The following is a 17,830-nucleotide window of genomic DNA, read 5'->3' as shown; positions in this document are numbered from 1 at the left end:
CCGCCGACTCGAGTGCCCCTGCGGGCACACGTCGCCGGCAACATATGACCGGTCCACACGCCGGTGGCGGCACCTTGACCTCGGCACCCACCGCCTGTGGTTGGTCTACGAGATCCGCCGCATCCACCGCCCACACTGCGGGGTGCGCACCGAACACGTGCCGTGGGCGCGGCCCACCGCCCGGCACACCCGAGACTTCGAAGACACCGTCCTCTGGCTCGCCGCCCGCACCGACCGCACCTCGGTCTCCACGTTGATGCGCTGCGCGTGGGAAACGGTCACCGCAATCATCAACCGCACCGTCGACGAATTACTCGACACCCGACGACTCGACCGGCTCTACCGCATCGGCGTCGACGAAATCTGCTACCGACACCCGCACAAGTACCTGACCGTTGTCGGCGACCACGACACCAAGACCGTGGTGCATATCGAACCCGGCCGAAGCACCGAATCCCTCGCGGCTTTCTATGAGCAGCAACACGAGTCCGACCTCGACTCGATCGAGTCGGTATCGATGGACGGATCGAAGGCCTATCGCGTCGCCACCGAGGAACACGTACCGAACGCCCGAATCTGCTTCGACCCATTCCATGTCATGCAGTGGGTAAACCGGGCGTTGGACCGAGTGTTCTCCGACGCCTCCTCGGCCAACCGTCGCAGAATCGAGCTCTCGAGCGGCAGTTGGCGCAAGGTCCGCACCGCATTGCGAACCGGCGCCGAACGACTCACCGACCAGCGCCGCGCCCTTCTCGACACCCTCACAGATCAGGACCAGCAGGTCGGGCACGCATGGAGACTGAAAGAGCAAATGCGGGATTTGTTCCGCACCGTCAAACCCTCACGTGCCAAACGACATCTACGGGCCTGGATCGACGACGCCGCACACAGCGGAATCCCCGCATTCACAATGCTCGCCCAACAGATCCACAAGCACTACGACGGAATCATCGCAGCAGTAGAACTCGGCATCTCCAACGGACTCATCGAAGGAATCAACTCAAAGATCAGACTCATCAACGCTCGCGGCTACGGACACCATTCCGCCGAATCGCTGACCTCGATGATCTACCTGAACCTCGGAGGAATCGACCCCAAACTACCCACACAAAGGTGAGGAGCGCCCCGCACGTTCGACATCATCGACCCCGCGAACGGCGAACTGGTCGCCACCGCCGCACGCGGCTCCGTCGAGAACCTCGACCAGGCGGTCGCCGCAGCCAAAGCCGCCCACGCCCGGGGCGAGTGGCGCTCGAAGACGCCGGACGAACGCGCCGACATCCTGTCGGCGATGGTCGCCGACCTGTCCGAGCGCATGGACGAACTGGTCGCTCTGCACGTCAAGGAGAACGGCGTCACCATCCGCCAGGCAATGGCCTTCCACGTCGGGTATTCGATCTCACACCTGCAGTACTTCGCCGACCTGGCCCGCACCTACGAATTCGAACGATCCGGTCCGCAATTGTCCTACCCCACACTGGCATCCGGGATCGTGCGCCGGGAACCGATCGGTGTGGTCGGCGGCATCGTGCCGTGGAACTTCCCGCTGCTGCTCGCTGTGTGGAAACTCGGTCCCGCTCTGGCGGCCGGCAACACCATCGTGCTCAAGCCCGACGAGAAGACCCCGCTCACCCTGCTCGAACTGGCCAAGTCGGCAGAACGGGCCGGGCTGCCAAAAGGTGTCCTCAACATCGTCACCGGCGCCGGCGAAGAAGTCGGAGCCCGTCTTGCCGCCCACCCGGACGTACGCAAAATCGCCTTCACCGGCTCGACGGCGGTCGGCCGGGAGATCAGCAAGCTTGCCGCGGAGAACATCAAGAAGGTCACCCTCGAACTCGGCGGCAAGGGACCGAACATCGTGCTCGCCGACGCCGACATCACCTCCGCGGTCGACGGTGCCCTCTTCGCCTGCTTCCTCTACGCCGGTCAGGCGTGCGAGTCGGGAACCCGGCTGCTGCTGCCCGAGAGCCTGCACGACGAATTCGTCGACCGCCTGGTGCAGCGGGCAGCGACCATCAAGGTCGGCGACCCCTCGGAGTTCGACACCGACATCGGTCCGGTCATCTCCGCCGAGCAACATGCCCGGATCCTCGACTACATCGAAATCGGCCAGAAGGAAGGCGCGACCCTCGCGTTCGGCGGTGAACCGCCCACCGGAACACAATTCGAGCAGGGGCACTGGGTACGCCCGACCATCTTCACCGATGTCACGCCCGACATGCGCATCGCCCGCGAGGAGATCTTCGGTCCCGTCCTGTCGGTTCTGAAGTACCGCACCATCGACGAAGCCGTCGCGATCGCCAACGACACCGAGTACGGGCTGTCGGCCGGGGTGTGGAGCGAAGACCTCGAGGCTGCACTCGACGTCGCGGCGCGTATCGAGTCGGGCACCGTCTGGATCAACGACTGGCACATGGTCAACGCTCTCTACCCCTTCGGTGGTCACAAGCAGAGCGGAAACGGCCGCGAACTCGGACCCCACGCGCTCGACGAGTACACCGAGGAGAAGTTCGTCCACGTCGACCTCTCGCGGTCCCTCGACCGCAAGGTGTACGACCTCGTCCTGCCCGCGGCCCAGGCGGCGGTGGACCGATGACCCACGCACGTGTCGCGCTGTTCGAGGCGCCGGACGAGAAGCTCACGGTTGTCGACCTACAAGTCGGTCCGCTCGCCGAGGACGAGATCCGGATCCGCGTCGCCGGCGTCGGGATCTGCCACACGGACCTCACCGCTCTGCGTGGCGGTGTTCCGCTCCCCTTGCCGGCGGTGGTCGGACACGAAGCATCCGGGATCGTCGAAGAGGTCGGGGCCCAGGTGACGACCCTCGTACCCGGTGACCACGTCGTGGTCAGCTTCGACTCCTGCCGAACATGCACTCAATGCACCTCGGGTCGGCCGGCCTACTGTGAGTTGTTCGCGGCGCTGAACTACTTCGGCACACGCCTGGACGGCTCGACCACCATGAGCCGTGACGGCGAACCGGTCCACGGCAACTGGTTCGGCCAATCCTCATTCGGAACCCACGCCGTCGCGAGCGTACGCAACGCCGTCAAGGTCCACGAATCCTTGCCCCTGCAATTGTTGGGGCCCCTCGGCTGCAGCTTGCAAACCGGGGCCGGCACCGTGATGAGTGTCCTGCGGCCTCAGCCTGGGCAGAGCATTGCCGTGTTCGGTCTCGGTGCGGTCGGGCTCAGCGCTCTCATGGCGGCCAAAGCGCTCGGCTGCACACCGATCATCGCGATCGATCCGAATCCGGAACGTCTGAACCTGGCCACCGAACTCGGCGCCACCCACACCCTCGACCCGAATGCGATCGACGACATCGCGTGGGCGGTCACCGACATCAGCGCCAACGGTGTCGATTTCAGCGTCGACGCCGTAGGGCTCGAGTCCGTCGTGCAACAGGCGCTGGCAGTGCTGCGATCCCCAGGCATCTGCGCCACCCTCGGACTGCAGGGGCTCGAAAACGACGTCGTGATCGATCAAGGCCATCTTCTACTCGGTCGCACGCTCACCGGGGTCATCGAAGGCGACGTCGACCCCCACCAGTTCATCCCCCAGTTGGTCGATCTGTGGAAGAACGGACAGTTCCCCTTCGACAAACTGATCGAGACCTACACACTGCCCGAGATCAACGAGGCGCTCGCGGCAGCCGCTGCGGGTTCGGTCATCAAACCAGTGATCGTGTTCGACTGAGCACAAGATACCGGGAAACATGCTCGGTGATCTGACGATTCGAGGGTGTGCGTGTGACAAGGCGTGGGCGGTCGGAAAACAGGACCGCCCACGCACTTCGAATCGACCGCAGTGGGCTCTTCCGGGGTCAGGACCGCTGACCCCGGCCCATCGGTGCACACCCTGGCCATCCGTACGAGCAGTCAGAGTGGTTACGGGGCCGCCCAGTCCGCGTTCGCACCCGCTCGGCGCGGCGCGGCGCTGCGTCGAAACGCCGTTATCCACTTGTTTCAAACACTATTGACCAACACATCACCGTGTTCAACCATTAAGGATCTGACTCGATGTCTATTGACACCCCCGCAATCACTGCAGACTACGTGCACAGCTTCTTCACTTGCGTCGATGCGCACGATTTCGATCGGGTCGAAGCAATGCTCGACCCCGAGTGCGAGATTGTCGCTCCTGGATTCACCCAGGTCGGTGCCCCCTATGTGTGCCTGTGGATGGCGGGGTTCTTCGCGACATTCCCCGACCTCCGCCATCAACCACGCCGCGTTGTGGTCGATGGCGACGAGATCGCCTTCGAACTGCACGTGACCGGGACGCACACGGAAGACCTCCCGCTGCCGGACGGCTCGAGCATCCCACCGACTGGGCGATCCCTCGACATCACCCTGGGGGAATTCTGGACACTCGCCGAAGGTCGGGTGAAGAACTACACCGTGTACTACGACCACCACGACTTCCTCACCCAACTGTCTGCGCTGGATTGAACCTCCGGCCAGGAATCACATCGGGGAAATCCCGGATCGACGCGAAACAACTCCGCCGATTGTTCCTGCTCTGCAGGTGGGAACGCCGCGGAATGCTCAGCATTCGTTGCCATCTCATCCCCGAAAGCTACCGGAAAATGCTGACCTCATCGCGGCATACCTGGAGCCGCGGCGCCATCGCTTGCTCAGCAGACGTTCATCCGCGCAATCCCCGTTCGGGAGGTGGTGGTGCTACAGCGAGGATTGCCAGAGTCATGATCCACATCACTAATATCCCTAGGAGAGTTCGGATGAATCGTCGTCGTTACCGCGCCGTGACCGCCGCGGCAGTCACGCTCGCTGCGGTGGCAATGTTCGGGTCGGCTGGACAAGTGGTGGCGGAACCGCTAACCGCAGCCGCGGCAGATTTCTATCTTCCGCCGAATCCGCTGCCCGCCGGTAACAGTGGGGATCTGATTCGCAGCGAACCCTTCCGTCCGCTGGGTGGTTCCCCGTTGGCGGCTCTGGTGCCGGCCGCGTCCGCCACCCGAATCATGTATCTCTCCTCCGACACCGTCGGCGCGCCGGTCGCCGTCACCGGTACCATTTTGGAGCCGACCGCGACGTGGTCGGGGTCCGGGCCACGCCCCCTCGTCAGCTATACCTTCGGCACCATCGGCGCCGGCGACAATTGCGCCCCCTCGAAACTGATCGCCGACGGCATCACTACCGATGGTGCCGGAACCCCGATGCCCAACCTATACATTCTCGACGTCGTGTCGCTGCTGGCACGCGGCATCACCGTCGTGGTCACCGACTATGAGGGCCTGGGCACCCCGGGCGCACACACTTACCTGCAACCGGTACCCGAAGCGCACGCCGTGCTTGACGCAACACGCGCCGCCATTAGCTTCGGGGCGGCGACACCGCGTGCGCCGGTGGGAATTTGGGGATACTCACAAGGCGGCTCGGCAGCCGGTGGCGCCGCCCAACTCGCCCGCAGCTACGCTCCCGACCTCAACCTCGCGGGCACCGTTGTCGGCGCACCGCCGGCGAACGTCGCCTCTACCCTGTCGAACCTCGACGGCAAAGCGCTCACCGATGCGATCGGGTTCTTCCTCAACGGCCTGCTGGCCAGCCACCCGGAATTCACGGATGCGGTCACCACGATGCTCAACTCCACCGGGATCGACTTCCTGCACCGCACCGCAACCGAATGCGACGTGAACGCCCTACTCCATGCCTATCAGCCCACCAGCTCGTTGACGGTCAGTGGCCGACCCATCACCGACGAACTGCAAGCCAATTCCGCGATCCGGGCTGTTCTCGACAGCTTCAACCTGGGCAAACTAGCCCCCGCTGATCCCGTTCTCCTCGCTCAGAACATCAACGACGACGTCACCCCAGCCGCGGACACCTACGCTTTGGAGAACGCCTGGCGTGGTGCCGGCGCCGACGTGACCGTCGCACACCTCGACACGCCCCCGCTGCTACCGCAACTCGGAGCCGCGGGGCATGCGACCGGGCTTCTCCTCGACAATCCGACCGCTGTGCAATGGCTCATCGACCGGTTCAACCATTGACACCCTGGCCGATCGGCAACCGAAGCCGCGGTCGCATAGGGCCGGTGGTCGCGGGTGACGCAGTGCTCGCCGCGACGGCGGTGTGGGCGGGGGCCAGACGATCGACATGCGTTGAGGACACTTCGAACTGGCGGCCACGTTCGACCGCGGCGCGGGCGTGTCCTCGGCTGCGGTGAGGTCAATGGCCAGAGGCGCGTGACACGATCGTCGAGGACCTTCCGATCACACAGAAAGGTTCTTCGAGACAAACCACTCGGCACCGGCATCGACACTGCATTAAAGCGTTTCTCCCCGAACCGCTCCACATCCAGGCCCTCAAAGATGTTGCCACCGAGCTGAAGACGACCAGCTCTGCCACCTTCGGCAAACTGCTCAAGACCCTGCTCGACGAGGTGACTGACCAGCTCAGGGATATCGAACAGCACTTCTCGAAAATCCAACAAAACTGAGCACCTCGACCGTGCGCAGTAGGGCGCCGCAGGTGAAGCGGTGTATGGATCCGGTTCATGTGATTCAGTGGATGACGCGGGCTCTGGACCGACTGCGGTCGCGTGTGTTGTCGCGGTTGTGAGGGTTCACCGACCGGGATCGACGGCACCTGCGGTGGGCATTGTTGAAGAACGTCGAGAATCTCACCCCCGGCGCAGATATCAGTCCGAGCAAAGATCCTCGAAGATAGAAACAGTGAACTGTGTCGAGGCTATGTCATGAAAGAACAACTGCAACATGTCTATTCCGGCTCGACGAAGAGAGCCTCGGTACGACTGCGAGCGTGGGTGCAGATGGCCCAGGACAGTGAGATCCCGGAACTTGTAGGCTTGGCTAAGAGCATCGCTCGCTATCGGCGCGAGATCCTCAACGCAATCGAAGACAACCTGTCCAATGCCCGCGTCGAGGCCAACAACACCCACCTGCGGTCGCTGACGAAGCGATCCTACGGATTTCACAGCCCAGAGGCCTTGATTGCGATGGCGACACTGACACGAGGAGGGCCGTGCCCGGCTTTGCCACAACGTTAATCGCCCACCAGAGGGTCAGGACGGCCACTGATGTTCGAACGCGGCGTCGTGGTCTCGCACGAGACGATCCGGCAGTGGTGCGAAGTTCGGCCAGTCCTGTTCCAATGAGCTGCGCCGCCGCAGGCCGCGCCCTGGCGATAAGTGGCACCTCGATGAAGTGTTCATCCCGATGAACGGCGAGCGGATGTACTTGTGGCGCGCGGTCGACCAGGACGGTGTGGTGCTCGACATCCTCGTCCCGTCGCGTCGAAACGCTAAGGCTGCCAGCAGTTCTTCCGTAAGCTGCTCAAGGGTCTCCGAACGTGCCGCGGGTGCTCGTGACCGACAAGCTGGCCAGCTACCAGGTGGCGCACCGCGAGATGCTGGCCGCGGTCGAACATCGCCGGTCGAAGTATCTGAACAATCGGGCCGAGAACTCGCATCAGCCGACTCGGCAACGGGAGCGCCGGAGGAAGCGGTTCGCCTCACCCGGACAGGCGCAACGGTTCCTGTCCGCGTTCTCCGGCATGCGGCGGCACATGTTGTCGGCATCCGACTGGCGTCGCGAGATGACAGGCCGCTTCGCGGTGTGGAGCGAAATCACCGCGACCGCCACCGCTGCCTGAACAACGCACCGAGCCAATAATGTCCAGGCTGGGACGAGCCCAAACCGACTGAGCCGCTGCGACTATCACTCAAGTTGACGATGCCGGACTCGGGCACCTGCGGGGTCGCGCGATGCAGCACGAGATTGCATCACAGCATGTCTCGTCGCATCGAATCTCGATGTCCACAGATCCGGAACCAGTTGCTGGCCTTCGCCCCTGAAGGGTTGACCACGGAGACGGTTCCCCGGCGACCGGCTGACGGATCTCACAAGGCTCACTCCCTGATAAGTACCTGGTCGCCGACCGGTCGGACAGGCCGACGTCAGCCTCGTCACTGCGGACCCGCGCTCACATGGAGGCCGGCAGCAGTGGCGGCGATCATCGGCCGACGTACCGCGGCTCACGCTTCTCTAGGAAGGACCGCACACCTTCGCGGTGGTCTTCTGTCGCAAACAGCATCTTGTGTGTCGTGGTCACCCATGCACCGAGCTCGTGCCAGTCCGGATCCATTGCGCGCCTCAGACCCTGCTTCGTCGCAGCGACGGCGAATGGTGGGTTCGCCGCGATCTTCCCGGCCAGCTCCAGTGCTGTCGGCACCACCAGGCCGTCGTCGACGACGCGGCTGACGAGGCCCATCTGCAGGGCCCGCTCGGCATCGATCAGCTCGCCGGTCAACAGGAGCTCCGCGGCGTGCTCGCGGCCGACCACCTGCGCCAGCCGCCCGAGTCCCGCCACGTCGCTGCACAACCCTCGCTTCACAAACAGCTCACCGAACCGCGCGCGTCTCGCGGCTACGCGGATGTCAGCAAGCAGGGCCAGCTCCATACCCCAGCCCACAGCGGTCCCGTTGACGGCGGCGATGACGGGCACGTCGGTGTACAGCAGGGCTTCCGCAGCAGGCGTGATACCCGCATCGAAGGCCGGAGCCGGACCTGCGCCGCCGCCCATGACCTCCTGTACGTCATCGCCGGAGCAGAAGGACCCGCCAGCACCCGTGATGACCAACACGCGAGCAGTCGTTGAGCGCACGACGTCGGCGAGCTCGGCGTACGTCTCGAGGCGCAGCGCGTTGTGCACGCGAGGACGCACCAGCGTGATCAGCCCGATGTGGTCCTGCTCCACGTAGGAGATGTCGTCCATCCGGAACTCACCAACCCTCCCCGCCAGCGTCATTCTGCGGCGCGTGCGACTGCAGTTGCCTCGACGTCTGAGGTGAGACGACCGTGCGAGCAGCTGAGTCGTCGATGTCAGATGAAGCACGAAGTGTTCGCGAACAGCCCTCGCGGCCTAGGTCGCAGCCTTCGCCGGTAGACGGACCGAAGAGACTGCCGTCCGTCACCACTAGCTCGGGAACCCCGGCGAGCGCCGTCCGAACCATCTGGGTGGCCAGCTCCTCGGGTCGGATCTCCTTCATCGAGCCCTTCCCAGCACGCACGATCGGCGAGCGGGCGGCGCAAACGATGACTGCTTCATGCATGGGTCCTCCTGGGGTGACGACGCGTATGCGTATTTGTTCTACAGGGGGCGTCCCCGAACTGGGGGCGCCCACCACGGCCGTTGTCAGGAAATGGCGAGGCCGGGAGAAGCTGGCGGCCGACCCTCGAGATAGCTTTTGAGCCCCTCGCGGAAGTCCGGGACGTTGAATGCGTCGAGCATCAGCCGGTTGCCCTCCTCGATCGCCTCGACGAACGTGCTGTCCTGGCTCCGAAGCAGCTTTCCTTGATCGTCCACATGGCGGCCAGCGAGCAGAAGTTGGCCAGCTCCTCGGCGTATGCGACGGCCGCGTCGAACAGCAACTCGGGTGCGACGACCCGGTCGACCAGCCCCAGCTGAAGAGCCTCCTCGCCGAGGATGACCCGTGAGGAGAGCAAGATGTCCATTGCGCGGCTCCGGCCCACGAGGCGCGGCAACAACCAGGTGATGCCGTACTCGCCGATAAGGCCACGGCGGGAGAACGCGGCGGTGAGCTTTGCCTGCGGGGTGGAGGAGCGAACGTCGCAGTACAACGCCTCGACGAGACCAAGGCCGGCAGCTGCGCCGCTGATTGCTGCGACAAGCGGCTTGCTGAACAGCAGCGGGCGGCGGCGAGGTGGGTCACGACGCACCACGTGCTGAAATCGCCGCACTTCACCAGCCCCGAGAGGTCATCCATGTCGGCACCGGAGCAAAACCCGCGGCCGGCTCCGGTCACCACGACAGCGCGCACCTCCGGATCCAGGTCGGCTTGGTCGAGTAGCGCGTAGTAGCGCTGCTCCAGGGCCTCGTTCCAGGCATTGAGCCGGTCGGGACGGTTCAGCGTGAGGATCAGGACACTCCCCCGACGCTGCGCGAGGACGACATCGGTCCCCGGCGGTGCTGTCGTCTCGGTCATGTCGAGCTCTCTCAGCCGTTCTGGCTGGTGATCTGGAGCAGGCTTCGGTCCTGAGCCAGTTGGAGCTCCGCGGGATGAGAGGACCGACAAGGCCGCGGGGCACAGCGCCGCCGTACCCCGGGATCCTCAGTCACGGGGCAGCGACCTCCTACGGGATGGGTCGGTTCTCCTTGGCCCAGAGCTTCTCCACGTCCGACTTCGGTAACCGCGCATATGGCGTTGCTGTTGTTGTGCCCAGGGGTGCACGGGGCACATGCATGCGGGGTCATCGTGGACCCGCACCGGTCGCGTACCGGGAAGCGGGTCAGACGGTGGCTTCGTACGGGACCGGACGGTTTTCCTTCGCCCAGAGCCGCTCTGCCTCGGACAGCGGAGGAGGAGGGGTAATGCCCTGGACTTGCCAGAGGTCGAGCGGGGTCTCGTCGATATGCCACTCCCAGTTGAATCCACGATCCTTGACATGGGGAACCAGCGCCTTCTCGAATTCGTCGCTTGCCCACTTCCTGAGTTCAGGCGTGTCCATTTGCCGGGCGACGTGGTCGACGAAGATTCGGATGAAGTTGCCGACGGGCTCGCCACCGACCAGGAAGTCCTCCTCGGGCAGCTCCCGGAAGGTCACGACGACATAGAACGCCGGGATACCGACGGTCTCGATGTACTTCGCGGTGACGTCCTTGGCAAATGCCTTCTTCTGATCAGCCGTGAAGGCACCTACCGGGGTATAAACATTCCACAGAGGCATAATCATCTCCTTTGACGAGATTGGCGGTCCGTACCGGATTTCCGGGCTGGCTGGCGCCTAGGCCAGATAGCGCACTTGAACTAGAGAAGACTGTATTGTTCTGCAGCACATGCTCAAAGGGACGCGCACGCCCACCGGGAGTACACATCTGCCACGATTCGGTCAGAGAAATTATCAAGACCGGTGGATAGCCGGAAGGGCGTACCTTCCCGGATGGTCCTGGTATCCATCAAGTCTTGATCGGCCAGCGCGCCCACGCTGGCGGGAAGGTCCGCCTTCATATTTCGGTGAGTTCGGAACACGCAGTCCGACGATGAGGGGGCCGGGCCGTTCCTGTCGCTGCAGGACGAGATCGTCCGTGGCGGTGCCCGGCAGATGCTTGCCGCCGCGTTGAAGGCCGAGGTCGCCGCCTATGTCGCCCAGCTCGCCGACCAGGTCGACGAGCTGGGCATCGGATGGTGGTCCGCAACGGCTATCACGGCGAGCGGGAGGTTCTGCCTGCGGCGGGCGCGGTGACGGTGAGGGCGCCGCGGGTCAACGACAAGTGTGTGGACCCGGAAACGGATGAGCGGCAGCGTATTTCCTCGGCAATCCTACCCGCGTGGGGTGCGCAAGTCGCCGCAGATGATCGAAGTGCTGCCGCTGTTGTACTTGCACGGGCTGCCCTCGGGTGACTGCGGCCGGCGTTGGAGCAGTTCCTCGGCACCGGCGCGGGCCTGTCGGCGGCGTCGGCAACCCGCCTCACGACGCAGTGGCAGGACGAAGCCAAATCCTTCGGCCAGCGTGCCTGTCGGGCACCTACTACGGGTACCTGTCGGTCGACGGAATCCACCTCAAAGTCCGGCTCGAGCAGTAGAAGCTGTGCCTGCTGGTGAGGATCGGTGTCCGGGCCGACGGCCGCAAGGAGCTGGTCGCGTTGACCGACGGTTACCGGGAATCGTCGGAGTCGTGGGCTGATCTGCTGCGTGACTGCCGCCGCCGCGGCGTGAGCGCCCCGGTTCTGGCGGTCGGCCACGGGCGCTGGGGTTCTGGAAGGCGCTGCGAGAGGTGTTCCCTACTACCCGCAAGCAGCGTAGCTGGTAACATGTCCGGCCAATGTGCTTGCTGCTATGCCGAATTCGGCTCATCCTGGCGCATTGGCGGCGTTGAAGGACACCTACATGGCCGAGGGTATCAACAAGGCGCAGGTGGCGATCAAGAGGTTCGAGGTCGACTACGGCGCGAAGTACCGAACGCGGTTGTCAAGTTCGCCGACCACGCCGATGTGCTGCTCGAGTTCTACCGCCTTCCTGCCGAACACGGGGTGCCTTCAGTCTGCGGCCGCTCGCGCTGGCGATCGCCGGTGTCGCTGGGATGCTGTTGGGCGTGTGCGCGCTCGCCGGCGCACAGTGCACGCTCGTCAATGCGAGCGAATTCTCTCCGCGCCCGTCCTGGCGCGCTGGACAGACCGGTACGGGCGGCCCTCGAGTGGGGCCATCGGCTGCGGGATCGTGGGATGTTCTGCCGAGCCGAGGTGCCGCCGACCTATCCGCCGTCGCGTCTCGAGCCCTGTTGCGCCACCCAAGTTGCGATCTGAGTGCGAGAGTTGAACCCGAGTTTGGCGAAGATGTGCTCGATGTGTACGTCGACGGTGCGTCGGGAGATGACCAGCTTGGCCGCCACGTCCTTGCTCGACATTCCTTGAGCCACCAGGTCCGCGACCTCGCGCTCTCGAGGTGTCAGCAAGCTGTCGGCCTGTCGGGGCCCGACGCGGGAGACGCGGCGCTCCCGCAGGGCGAAGGTCAGCATGTCTTCCACGGTGAGCTGGCCTCCGCGGGCAAACGCGGTGTCGAAGCGAGAGTTGCCCATCGCCTGGCGAGCCACGTCTTCGAACTGTTCGCGCCGCGCGAGCAGGTGTTTCGCTCCGAACAGTGGGACGCCAACGGTCTGCCAGACCTGGTCCGAGGCGCCTAGGAGCACCGCGGCCCGCTCGGAATCGACGCTCGCCGCGGCGGTCCAGGCGAGAACGTCCAGGATGAAGGCCAAGCCCAGGTTGTCCTCGGTGAACCGCTTGAGCTGGAGCGCCTCGCACAGGAAGGCTTCGGCCTGCTCGAGCTCGCCCTGGAGGAGCCTCAAGAATCCCTTCGCCCACATGGCGTAGGACAACAGCCAACGCTCGCCGGCCTGCTCGCACTGCTCGTATGCCTCCTCGACCACCCCGGCGGCTCGGTCAAGCTCGCCGGACAGCACGTACGCCATGGTCAGTGCAGGGCGCACACTGTTGGGGTAGTCGGCGGGTACGTCGGCACACCCATATCGCTCGAGCGCTTCAACCAACAGTGGAATCGCAGCGCTCAAGTCGCTGCCCAGTGCGCGCAGACCGCGCATATGGGCGGCGTAAGCCAAGCCTTTCGGCTCGTCGAGTTGCACAGCAAGCTCTTGGACGGCGTCGATCAGCGCAGCCGCAGCAGTCTCATCGCCCTGGAAGACAGCGATATGAGCGGCGGTCCCGAGCGCCCAGACCCGGTCGGGACTTGATTCCTGATCCAACGCCAAGGCCCGGTCCAGCCACAGGCGGCCCTCGGGCATGAAGCCGAGCGCGATCCAGAGGAACCAGGGCAGGCCCGCCATTCGGAGTCCGACGCGCACCTCGTCCGGCCGCGCGAGGCAGAATTCGAGCGCCGCACGCACGTTCGGATGCTCCACACGCAGCAAGTTCGCCCAGTCCTCCTGTCTCGGACCGAACCACTCCGCAGCAGCCTTCTCGATGAGCCGCCAGTACCAATCCCGGTGCTTGCGCTGCACTGCCGTTTCGGACGTGCCCTCTCTCAGTCGAGCCTGACCGTACTCCCGGATGGTCTCCAACATGCGGAACCTGACACGTCCGCCCTGCTCACCTCGGATCAAGATCGATTTGTCGGTCAACCCGGCCACCGTGTCGAGAAGGGTATCTGCGGGAAGGAGCTCGTCCGAGCAGACAGCCTCGAGCGCGTCAAGGGCGAACCCACCAGCGAACACTGATGCACGCGCCCACAGGGTTTGCTCCGTTGGCGTGCACAGCTCGTAGCTCCAGTCGATCAGTGCCTGGAGGGTCTGATGCCGCTCCGGCAGGTTACGACTGCCCTCGCGTAGCAACTCGAACCGGCGGCGCAAGCGATGCGCGAGCTCTTCCACGGTGAGCACGCGCAACCGTACTGCTGCCAGTTCGATCGCCAACGGGATCCCCTCCAGCCGCTGACAGAGCTGGATGACCGTGTGTTCATTGTCAGGGGTGATCTCGAACCCGGGAACTACCGCAGCAGCCCGCGCGGCGAACAGGTTGACAGCCGCGAACTGCGTCGCCGAGCCGGGAGTGAGACGGACATCGACGTCGGGCACCGGCAGCGTCGGAACCGGGTACACATGCTCACCGGCGATCATCAGCGCTTGTCGGCTCGTGGCGAGGATCCGCAGTTTCGGCGCCGCCCGGAGCAGCCGGTCCACCAGGTCCGCGGCTGCCTCGAGTATGTGCTCGCAGTTGTCGAGGACCAACAAGGTGTGCCGGGGGCGCAAGTAGTCGGTGAGGACCAACGGGGCGGGGGCTGACTGCTCGCGAATCCCGAGTGCATCTATCAGCGTGTGCGGCAGCAGGTCTGGGTCTTTCAGGGACGCCAGTTCGACCAGGCAAACCCCGTCCGGGAACGCGCGGCGGATATCACGGGCAACCCGCAGTGCGAGGCGGGTTTTGCCGACCCCGCCTACCCCGGTCAACGTAACGAGCCGGTCGGCGGAGAGTAGCTGTCGGACAGCGTGGGTCTCGGATCGACGGCCTACGAAACTCGTCAGATCCGCGGGCAGGTTATCCGGCTGGTTCGCCGACCGTGAAGCCATGGTCCGACCAGACTAACGCTCACGTCCGACCGGGAGCGGTCGGGCCGGAGCGCGAATAGGTAATGGGATACGTCTTTCACACGATGCGCCCCGCGATGGTCGGCAAGCACGCTGTTTCAGACAGATCGAACGCAGTCCATTGCCTTGGGAGGTCCCGATGACCGCGACGGTAGACACCGAAATCGATGTCCTCGACTTCGAGCCAGCTGGATCTGTTGCCCGCTGGGAAACTGCGGTCCGCGATGTTCCGGCGCCCAGGACCGTGCGACCTCTCCACAGGCGGGGTGACGTGGGTCGCTTCCGTTCGCGTGACGTCGGTGACCTCCAGATCTTGGACTGGGACTGCTCATCCTTGGAGGGGGTGCTGTTTCTGGCTCGAGACCCTCAGCGAGATGTCGTCGAGGTCGTGGCAGACAACGGGGCCGAGGAGCGACTTCCCTTCGAGGGCACAGATGCCCCGGTGGTGAACGCGATGGTGGGCCTGGCGACCGACCGCGACGGCGTCTCGGTGCGGGAGCGCTTCAGGAAACGCACACTAGCGCTGCCGCGGGCAGTGCTGGTGGCAGCCGGTTGCGATGCCAACATCCCTGCCTGCCTCGTGGTCGAGCAGGGCCGACCGTTGGCTGGTGTCCTGCTCAGGGTCCTTGACGAGGCGTGGAGCCGGGTGCCAGGCATGAATACCTCAGAGGTCGAGGCAACCCGCGGGGCGCTGGTGACGCTGACTGCCGGCGTCATCCGTGTACAGAGTGGCCATGTTAAAGAAAAATCGGATTTGGCTGCTTTGCGCGCGCAGATAGATGACTGGATCACCCGCAATCTTCGTTGCGGTCCGATCCACATCGAGGACCTTGCGGCCGCCCACAGCGTCTCGGCACGAACCATCCACCGGGCCTTCTCGCTGACCGGGGACACCATGACCGCGGTCGTGCGTTCTCGGCGGCTGGCCGCGGTCCGCGAGGAGCTCGTACACACCAACATGACAATCGCAAAGATCGCTCACCGGTGGTGCTTCTACGACCCCAGCCACCTCGGCCGGGAGTTCCGCCGTTGCTTCGGGGTCTCGCCGACCGAGTATCGGCAGAGCCACGGCTGCTGATGGCCGCTCTGCCTGCCAAGGGCACTTGACGGAGGGGTCCTCGATGCGTCATCTGCGTCCTATGCGTCTGCTTCGCAGCGTTTTCATCCTTTGAGTGACCAGGCCTGGAAGAATTGTTCAGTGTGAATTTCGGAACGGACGCGATCGTGGAGGTGGGTGCGAGCGCACCCGGGGACATCGCCTGGTCGCCCTCGGCAGAACGAATCGCCAGTGCCCGGATCAGTGACTTCATCGACTGGCTCCAGGCGACCGGCCGATTCGAGGCCACCTCCTACCAATCCTTGTGGGAATGGTCAGTGACCAGCCTGGAGGAGTTCTGGGCGTCCATGAAGGACTACTTCGGAGTGCGCACGACCGGTGTTGGCCCGGTGCTGGCAACACGGGAGATGCCCCTTGCCCAATGGTTTCCCGGCTCGCGGCTAAATTATGTCGACACGGTGCTGAGCCACGCCAAGTCATCCCGCCCAGCGATCATCGACGATTCCGAACCTGGCGGGCCCGGGCCGCGGACGGTTTCCTGGACCGAACTCGCCCGCCAGGTGTCCGCGCTTTCGAGCTGGCTGCGCGACCGGGGCGTGGGAGAGGGTGACTGTGTGGTCGGATACCTCCCCAACGTTGCCGAGGCGGTCATCGCCTTCCTCGCCACCGCGAGCGTTGGAGCGACCTGGTCGTGCTGCGGACAGGACTATCAACCCGAGGCGGTTGTCGACCGCCTCGGACAGCTCGCACCGGTGGTCCTCGTCACGGCCGACGGCTACCGCTTCGGCGGACGCGAGGTCGACCGCCTCGCGGCCCTGCCGGCCCTGCAGGCCGGGATGCCGACGCTGCGTGAGGTGCTCGTCGTCGATCGACTTCACTCTGGTACGAGTGTTCCCGCAGGCACCACGCCCTGGGTGGAGGCAGTCACAGGGGGTGGGCTGGCCATGACTCCCGCGCACGTGCGGTTCGACCACCCCCTCTGGGTGCTGTTCTCCTCGGGTACGACCGGGAAGCCGAAGGGGTTTGTTCACGGCCACGGTGGAGTCGTGCTCGAGCACCTCAAAGCCCTGGCCCTCCATCTCGACCTAGGGACTTCCGACACGTACCTGTGGTACACCTCGCCGAGCTGGATGGTCTGGAACTCCCTCGTGAGCGGCCTCCTCGTCGGCGCGACGATCGTCTGCTACGACGGAAGTCCGTCGTACCCGACCGACGACGCGCTGTGGGCGCTCGCAGCCCGGCACGAGGTCACCGTGCTGGGCACGAGCCCGGCTTACCTCCAGGCCTGCGCCCGAGCGGGCCGGTCGCCCGGCACCGACCACGATCTGCGTCGACTGAGGACCCTCGGGGCCACCGGATCCGTGGTACCTCCCGAGTTGCACTTCTGGATTGCCGATCACGTCGGCCGCGATGTGCCGCTCGCCTCGGTGACAGGGGGGACCGATGTCGCCAGCGGGTTCGCGGGCTTCGTGCCGATCCTGCCGGTGCGGGCAGGCGAGATCTCGGCCCCATACCTGGGCGTGGCCCTTGACTCGTGGGACGCCGACGGCCGAAGCCTGCGCGATGCCGTGGGCGAGTTGGTGGTGACACAACCGATGCCGTCCATGCCGACCAGATTCTGGAACGACCGCGACGGGGCCCGCTACCGAGAGACCTATTTCGAGAGCTACCCCGGGGTCTGGCGGCATGGTGACTGGGTCACCATCACCGAACGAAACACCGTGATCGTCCACGGACGGTCTGATTCCACGCTGAACCGTAACGGGATCCGGTTCGGTACCGCCGACATCTATCGCGTCGTCGAAGAACTTGCGGAGGTAGAGGAAGCTCTCGTCATCGGGGCGGAGCAGCAGAACGGTGAGTACTGGATGCCGCTGTTCGTCGCACTGTCCGATCACGCCGAGCTCGATGACGCGCTTCGCGAGCGCATTGTCGGGCGGATCCGCGAGGCGGTCTCGCCCCGAGTCGTGCCAGACGACGTGATCGTCGTCAGGGCGATCCCGCACACCCGAACGGGCAAGAAGCTCGAAGTCCCGGTCAAGCGCATCCTGCAAGGAAACGACGTCGCCGCGGTCGCCGAAGCACGATCGATCGACGACCCGTCCCTTCTGGAAACCTTCGCCCGCTACGCAGCCACCCGTGCTGCGAACTCACCGGTGCATGGCGCATGACCA

The 17,830-nt window shown here is 64.8% G+C and carries 11 protein-coding genes and 4 pseudogenes; 10 read left to right on the top strand and 5 right to left on the bottom strand.

What is annotated here, in order from left to right; all coding sequences use genetic code 11:
• The 7 genes and pseudogenes from G9373_RS34060 to G9373_RS34025 all read left to right on the top strand — a co-directional run.
• Positions 1-1,117, top strand: a 1,117-nt coding sequence (locus G9373_RS34060; RefSeq protein ID WP_167119206.1) for an ISL3 family transposase, incomplete at its 5' end; no start/stop codon positions are given.
• Between the two features lie 9 nt (positions 1,118-1,126).
• Positions 1,127-2,596, top strand: a pseudogene (locus G9373_RS34055) (aldehyde dehydrogenase family protein); the annotation flags it as partial.
• Positions 2,593-3,696, top strand: coding sequence for an NAD(P)-dependent alcohol dehydrogenase (locus G9373_RS34050; protein ID WP_167119203.1), 1,104 nt, complete (start codon positions 2,593-2,595; stop codon positions 3,694-3,696). The pseudogene G9373_RS34055 and the gene G9373_RS34050, both read left to right, overlap by 4 nt.
• A gap of 323 nt (positions 3,697-4,019) precedes the next feature.
• On the top strand, positions 4,020-4,451 hold the full coding sequence (locus G9373_RS34045) for a nuclear transport factor 2 family protein (RefSeq protein WP_005262674.1): 432 nt from the start codon (positions 4,020-4,022) through the stop codon (positions 4,449-4,451).
• Positions 4,452-4,705: 254 nt separating this feature from the next.
• Positions 4,706-6,013 carry a lipase family protein gene (locus tag G9373_RS34040; protein WP_240960890.1) on the top strand — a complete coding sequence of 436 codons (1,308 nt, stop codon included), beginning with the start codon at positions 4,706-4,708 and terminating at the stop codon, positions 6,011-6,013.
• Between the two features lie 629 nt (positions 6,014-6,642).
• Positions 6,643-7,032 (top strand): transposase, encoded by a 390-nt coding sequence (locus G9373_RS46955; protein WP_346842882.1) that lies wholly within the window; start codon positions 6,643-6,645, stop codon positions 7,030-7,032.
• 27 nt (positions 7,033-7,059) lie between these two features.
• Positions 7,060-7,637, top strand: a pseudogene (locus G9373_RS34025) (IS6 family transposase); the annotation flags it as partial.
• A gap of 360 nt (positions 7,638-7,997) precedes the next feature.
• Here the strand turns inward: G9373_RS34025 and G9373_RS34020 are convergent.
• From G9373_RS34020 to G9373_RS34010, 4 genes and pseudogenes are all read right to left on the bottom strand, one after another.
• On the bottom strand, positions 7,998-8,759 hold the full coding sequence (locus G9373_RS34020; protein WP_120661469.1) for an enoyl-CoA hydratase/isomerase family protein: 762 nt from the start codon (positions 8,757-8,759) through the stop codon (positions 7,998-8,000).
• Positions 8,760-9,274: 515 nt separating this feature from the next.
• Positions 9,275-9,727 carry an enoyl-CoA hydratase-related protein gene (locus G9373_RS47855; protein ID WP_259465728.1) on the bottom strand — a complete coding sequence of 151 codons (453 nt, stop codon included), beginning with the start codon at positions 9,725-9,727 and terminating at the stop codon, positions 9,275-9,277.
• 86 nt (positions 9,728-9,813) lie between these two features.
• A pseudogene (locus G9373_RS47850) lies at positions 9,814-9,990 on the bottom strand (enoyl-CoA hydratase); the annotation flags it as partial.
• Between the two features lie 304 nt (positions 9,991-10,294).
• Entirely contained in the window at positions 10,295-10,732 is a 438-nt protein-coding gene (locus tag G9373_RS34010) for a tautomerase family protein (protein ID WP_120660980.1), read from the bottom strand.
• Between the two features lie 333 nt (positions 10,733-11,065).
• Here G9373_RS34010 and G9373_RS34005 point away from each other — a divergent pair.
• Positions 11,066-12,038: pseudogene (locus G9373_RS34005) on the top strand (IS256 family transposase); the annotation flags it as partial.
• Positions 12,039-12,256: 218 nt separating this feature from the next.
• Here G9373_RS34005 and G9373_RS34000 read toward each other — a convergent pair.
• The gene (locus G9373_RS34000; protein WP_120660978.1) at positions 12,257-14,581 is read right to left on the bottom strand and encodes a LuxR C-terminal-related transcriptional regulator; all 2,325 of its coding nucleotides are present in this window, start codon (positions 14,579-14,581) and stop codon (positions 12,257-12,259) included.
• Positions 14,582-14,738: 157 nt separating this feature from the next.
• Here G9373_RS34000 and G9373_RS33995 point away from each other — a divergent pair, with 157 nt between their 5' ends.
• Both G9373_RS33995 and G9373_RS33990 read left to right on the top strand, forming a co-directional pair.
• A complete protein-coding gene (locus tag G9373_RS33995) occupies positions 14,739-15,677 on the top strand; it encodes an AraC family transcriptional regulator (RefSeq protein WP_120660977.1) in 939 nt (312 codons plus the stop codon).
• A 122-nt stretch (positions 15,678-15,799) separates the two neighbouring features.
• Positions 15,800-17,827: an acetoacetate--CoA ligase gene (locus tag G9373_RS33990; protein WP_167119197.1), complete on the top strand. Its 2,028-nt coding sequence runs from the start codon at positions 15,800-15,802 to the stop codon at positions 17,825-17,827.
• Positions 17,828-17,830: the final 3 nt, after the last annotated feature.

The sequence above is a fragment of the Rhodococcus sp. A14 genome (genome assembly GCF_011603105.1).
Taxonomy (GTDB): Bacteria; Actinomycetota; Actinomycetes; order Mycobacteriales; family Mycobacteriaceae; genus Rhodococcus_F; species Rhodococcus_F opacus.
Note: the sequence above shows the minus strand (reverse complement) of the source record. Positions and strands in the feature narration are given on the sequence as shown.

What these genes read in the sequence shown, in the direction of transcription:
- G9373_RS34050 (WP_167119203.1), top strand. Translation starts at nt 2,593, where the DNA reads ATGACCCACGCACGTGTCGCGCTGTTCGAGGCGCCGGACGAGAAGCTC.
- G9373_RS34010 (WP_120660980.1), bottom strand. Translation starts at nt 10,732, where the DNA reads ATGCCTCTGTGGAATGTTTATACCCCGGTAGGTGCCTTCACGGCTGAT.
- G9373_RS33995 (WP_120660977.1), top strand. Translation starts at nt 14,739, where the DNA reads ATGACCGCGACGGTAGACACCGAAATCGATGTCCTCGACTTCGAGCCA.
- G9373_RS34000 (WP_120660978.1), bottom strand. Translation starts at nt 14,581, where the DNA reads ATGGCTTCACGGTCGGCGAACCAGCCGGATAACCTGCCCGCGGATCTG.
- G9373_RS34020 (WP_120661469.1), bottom strand. Translation starts at nt 8,759, where the DNA reads ATGGACGACATCTCCTACGTGGAGCAGGACCACATCGGGCTGATCACG.
- G9373_RS34045 (WP_005262674.1), top strand. Translation starts at nt 4,020, where the DNA reads ATGTCTATTGACACCCCCGCAATCACTGCAGACTACGTGCACAGCTTC.
- G9373_RS34040 (WP_240960890.1), top strand. Translation starts at nt 4,706, where the DNA reads ATGATCCACATCACTAATATCCCTAGGAGAGTTCGGATGAATCGTCGT.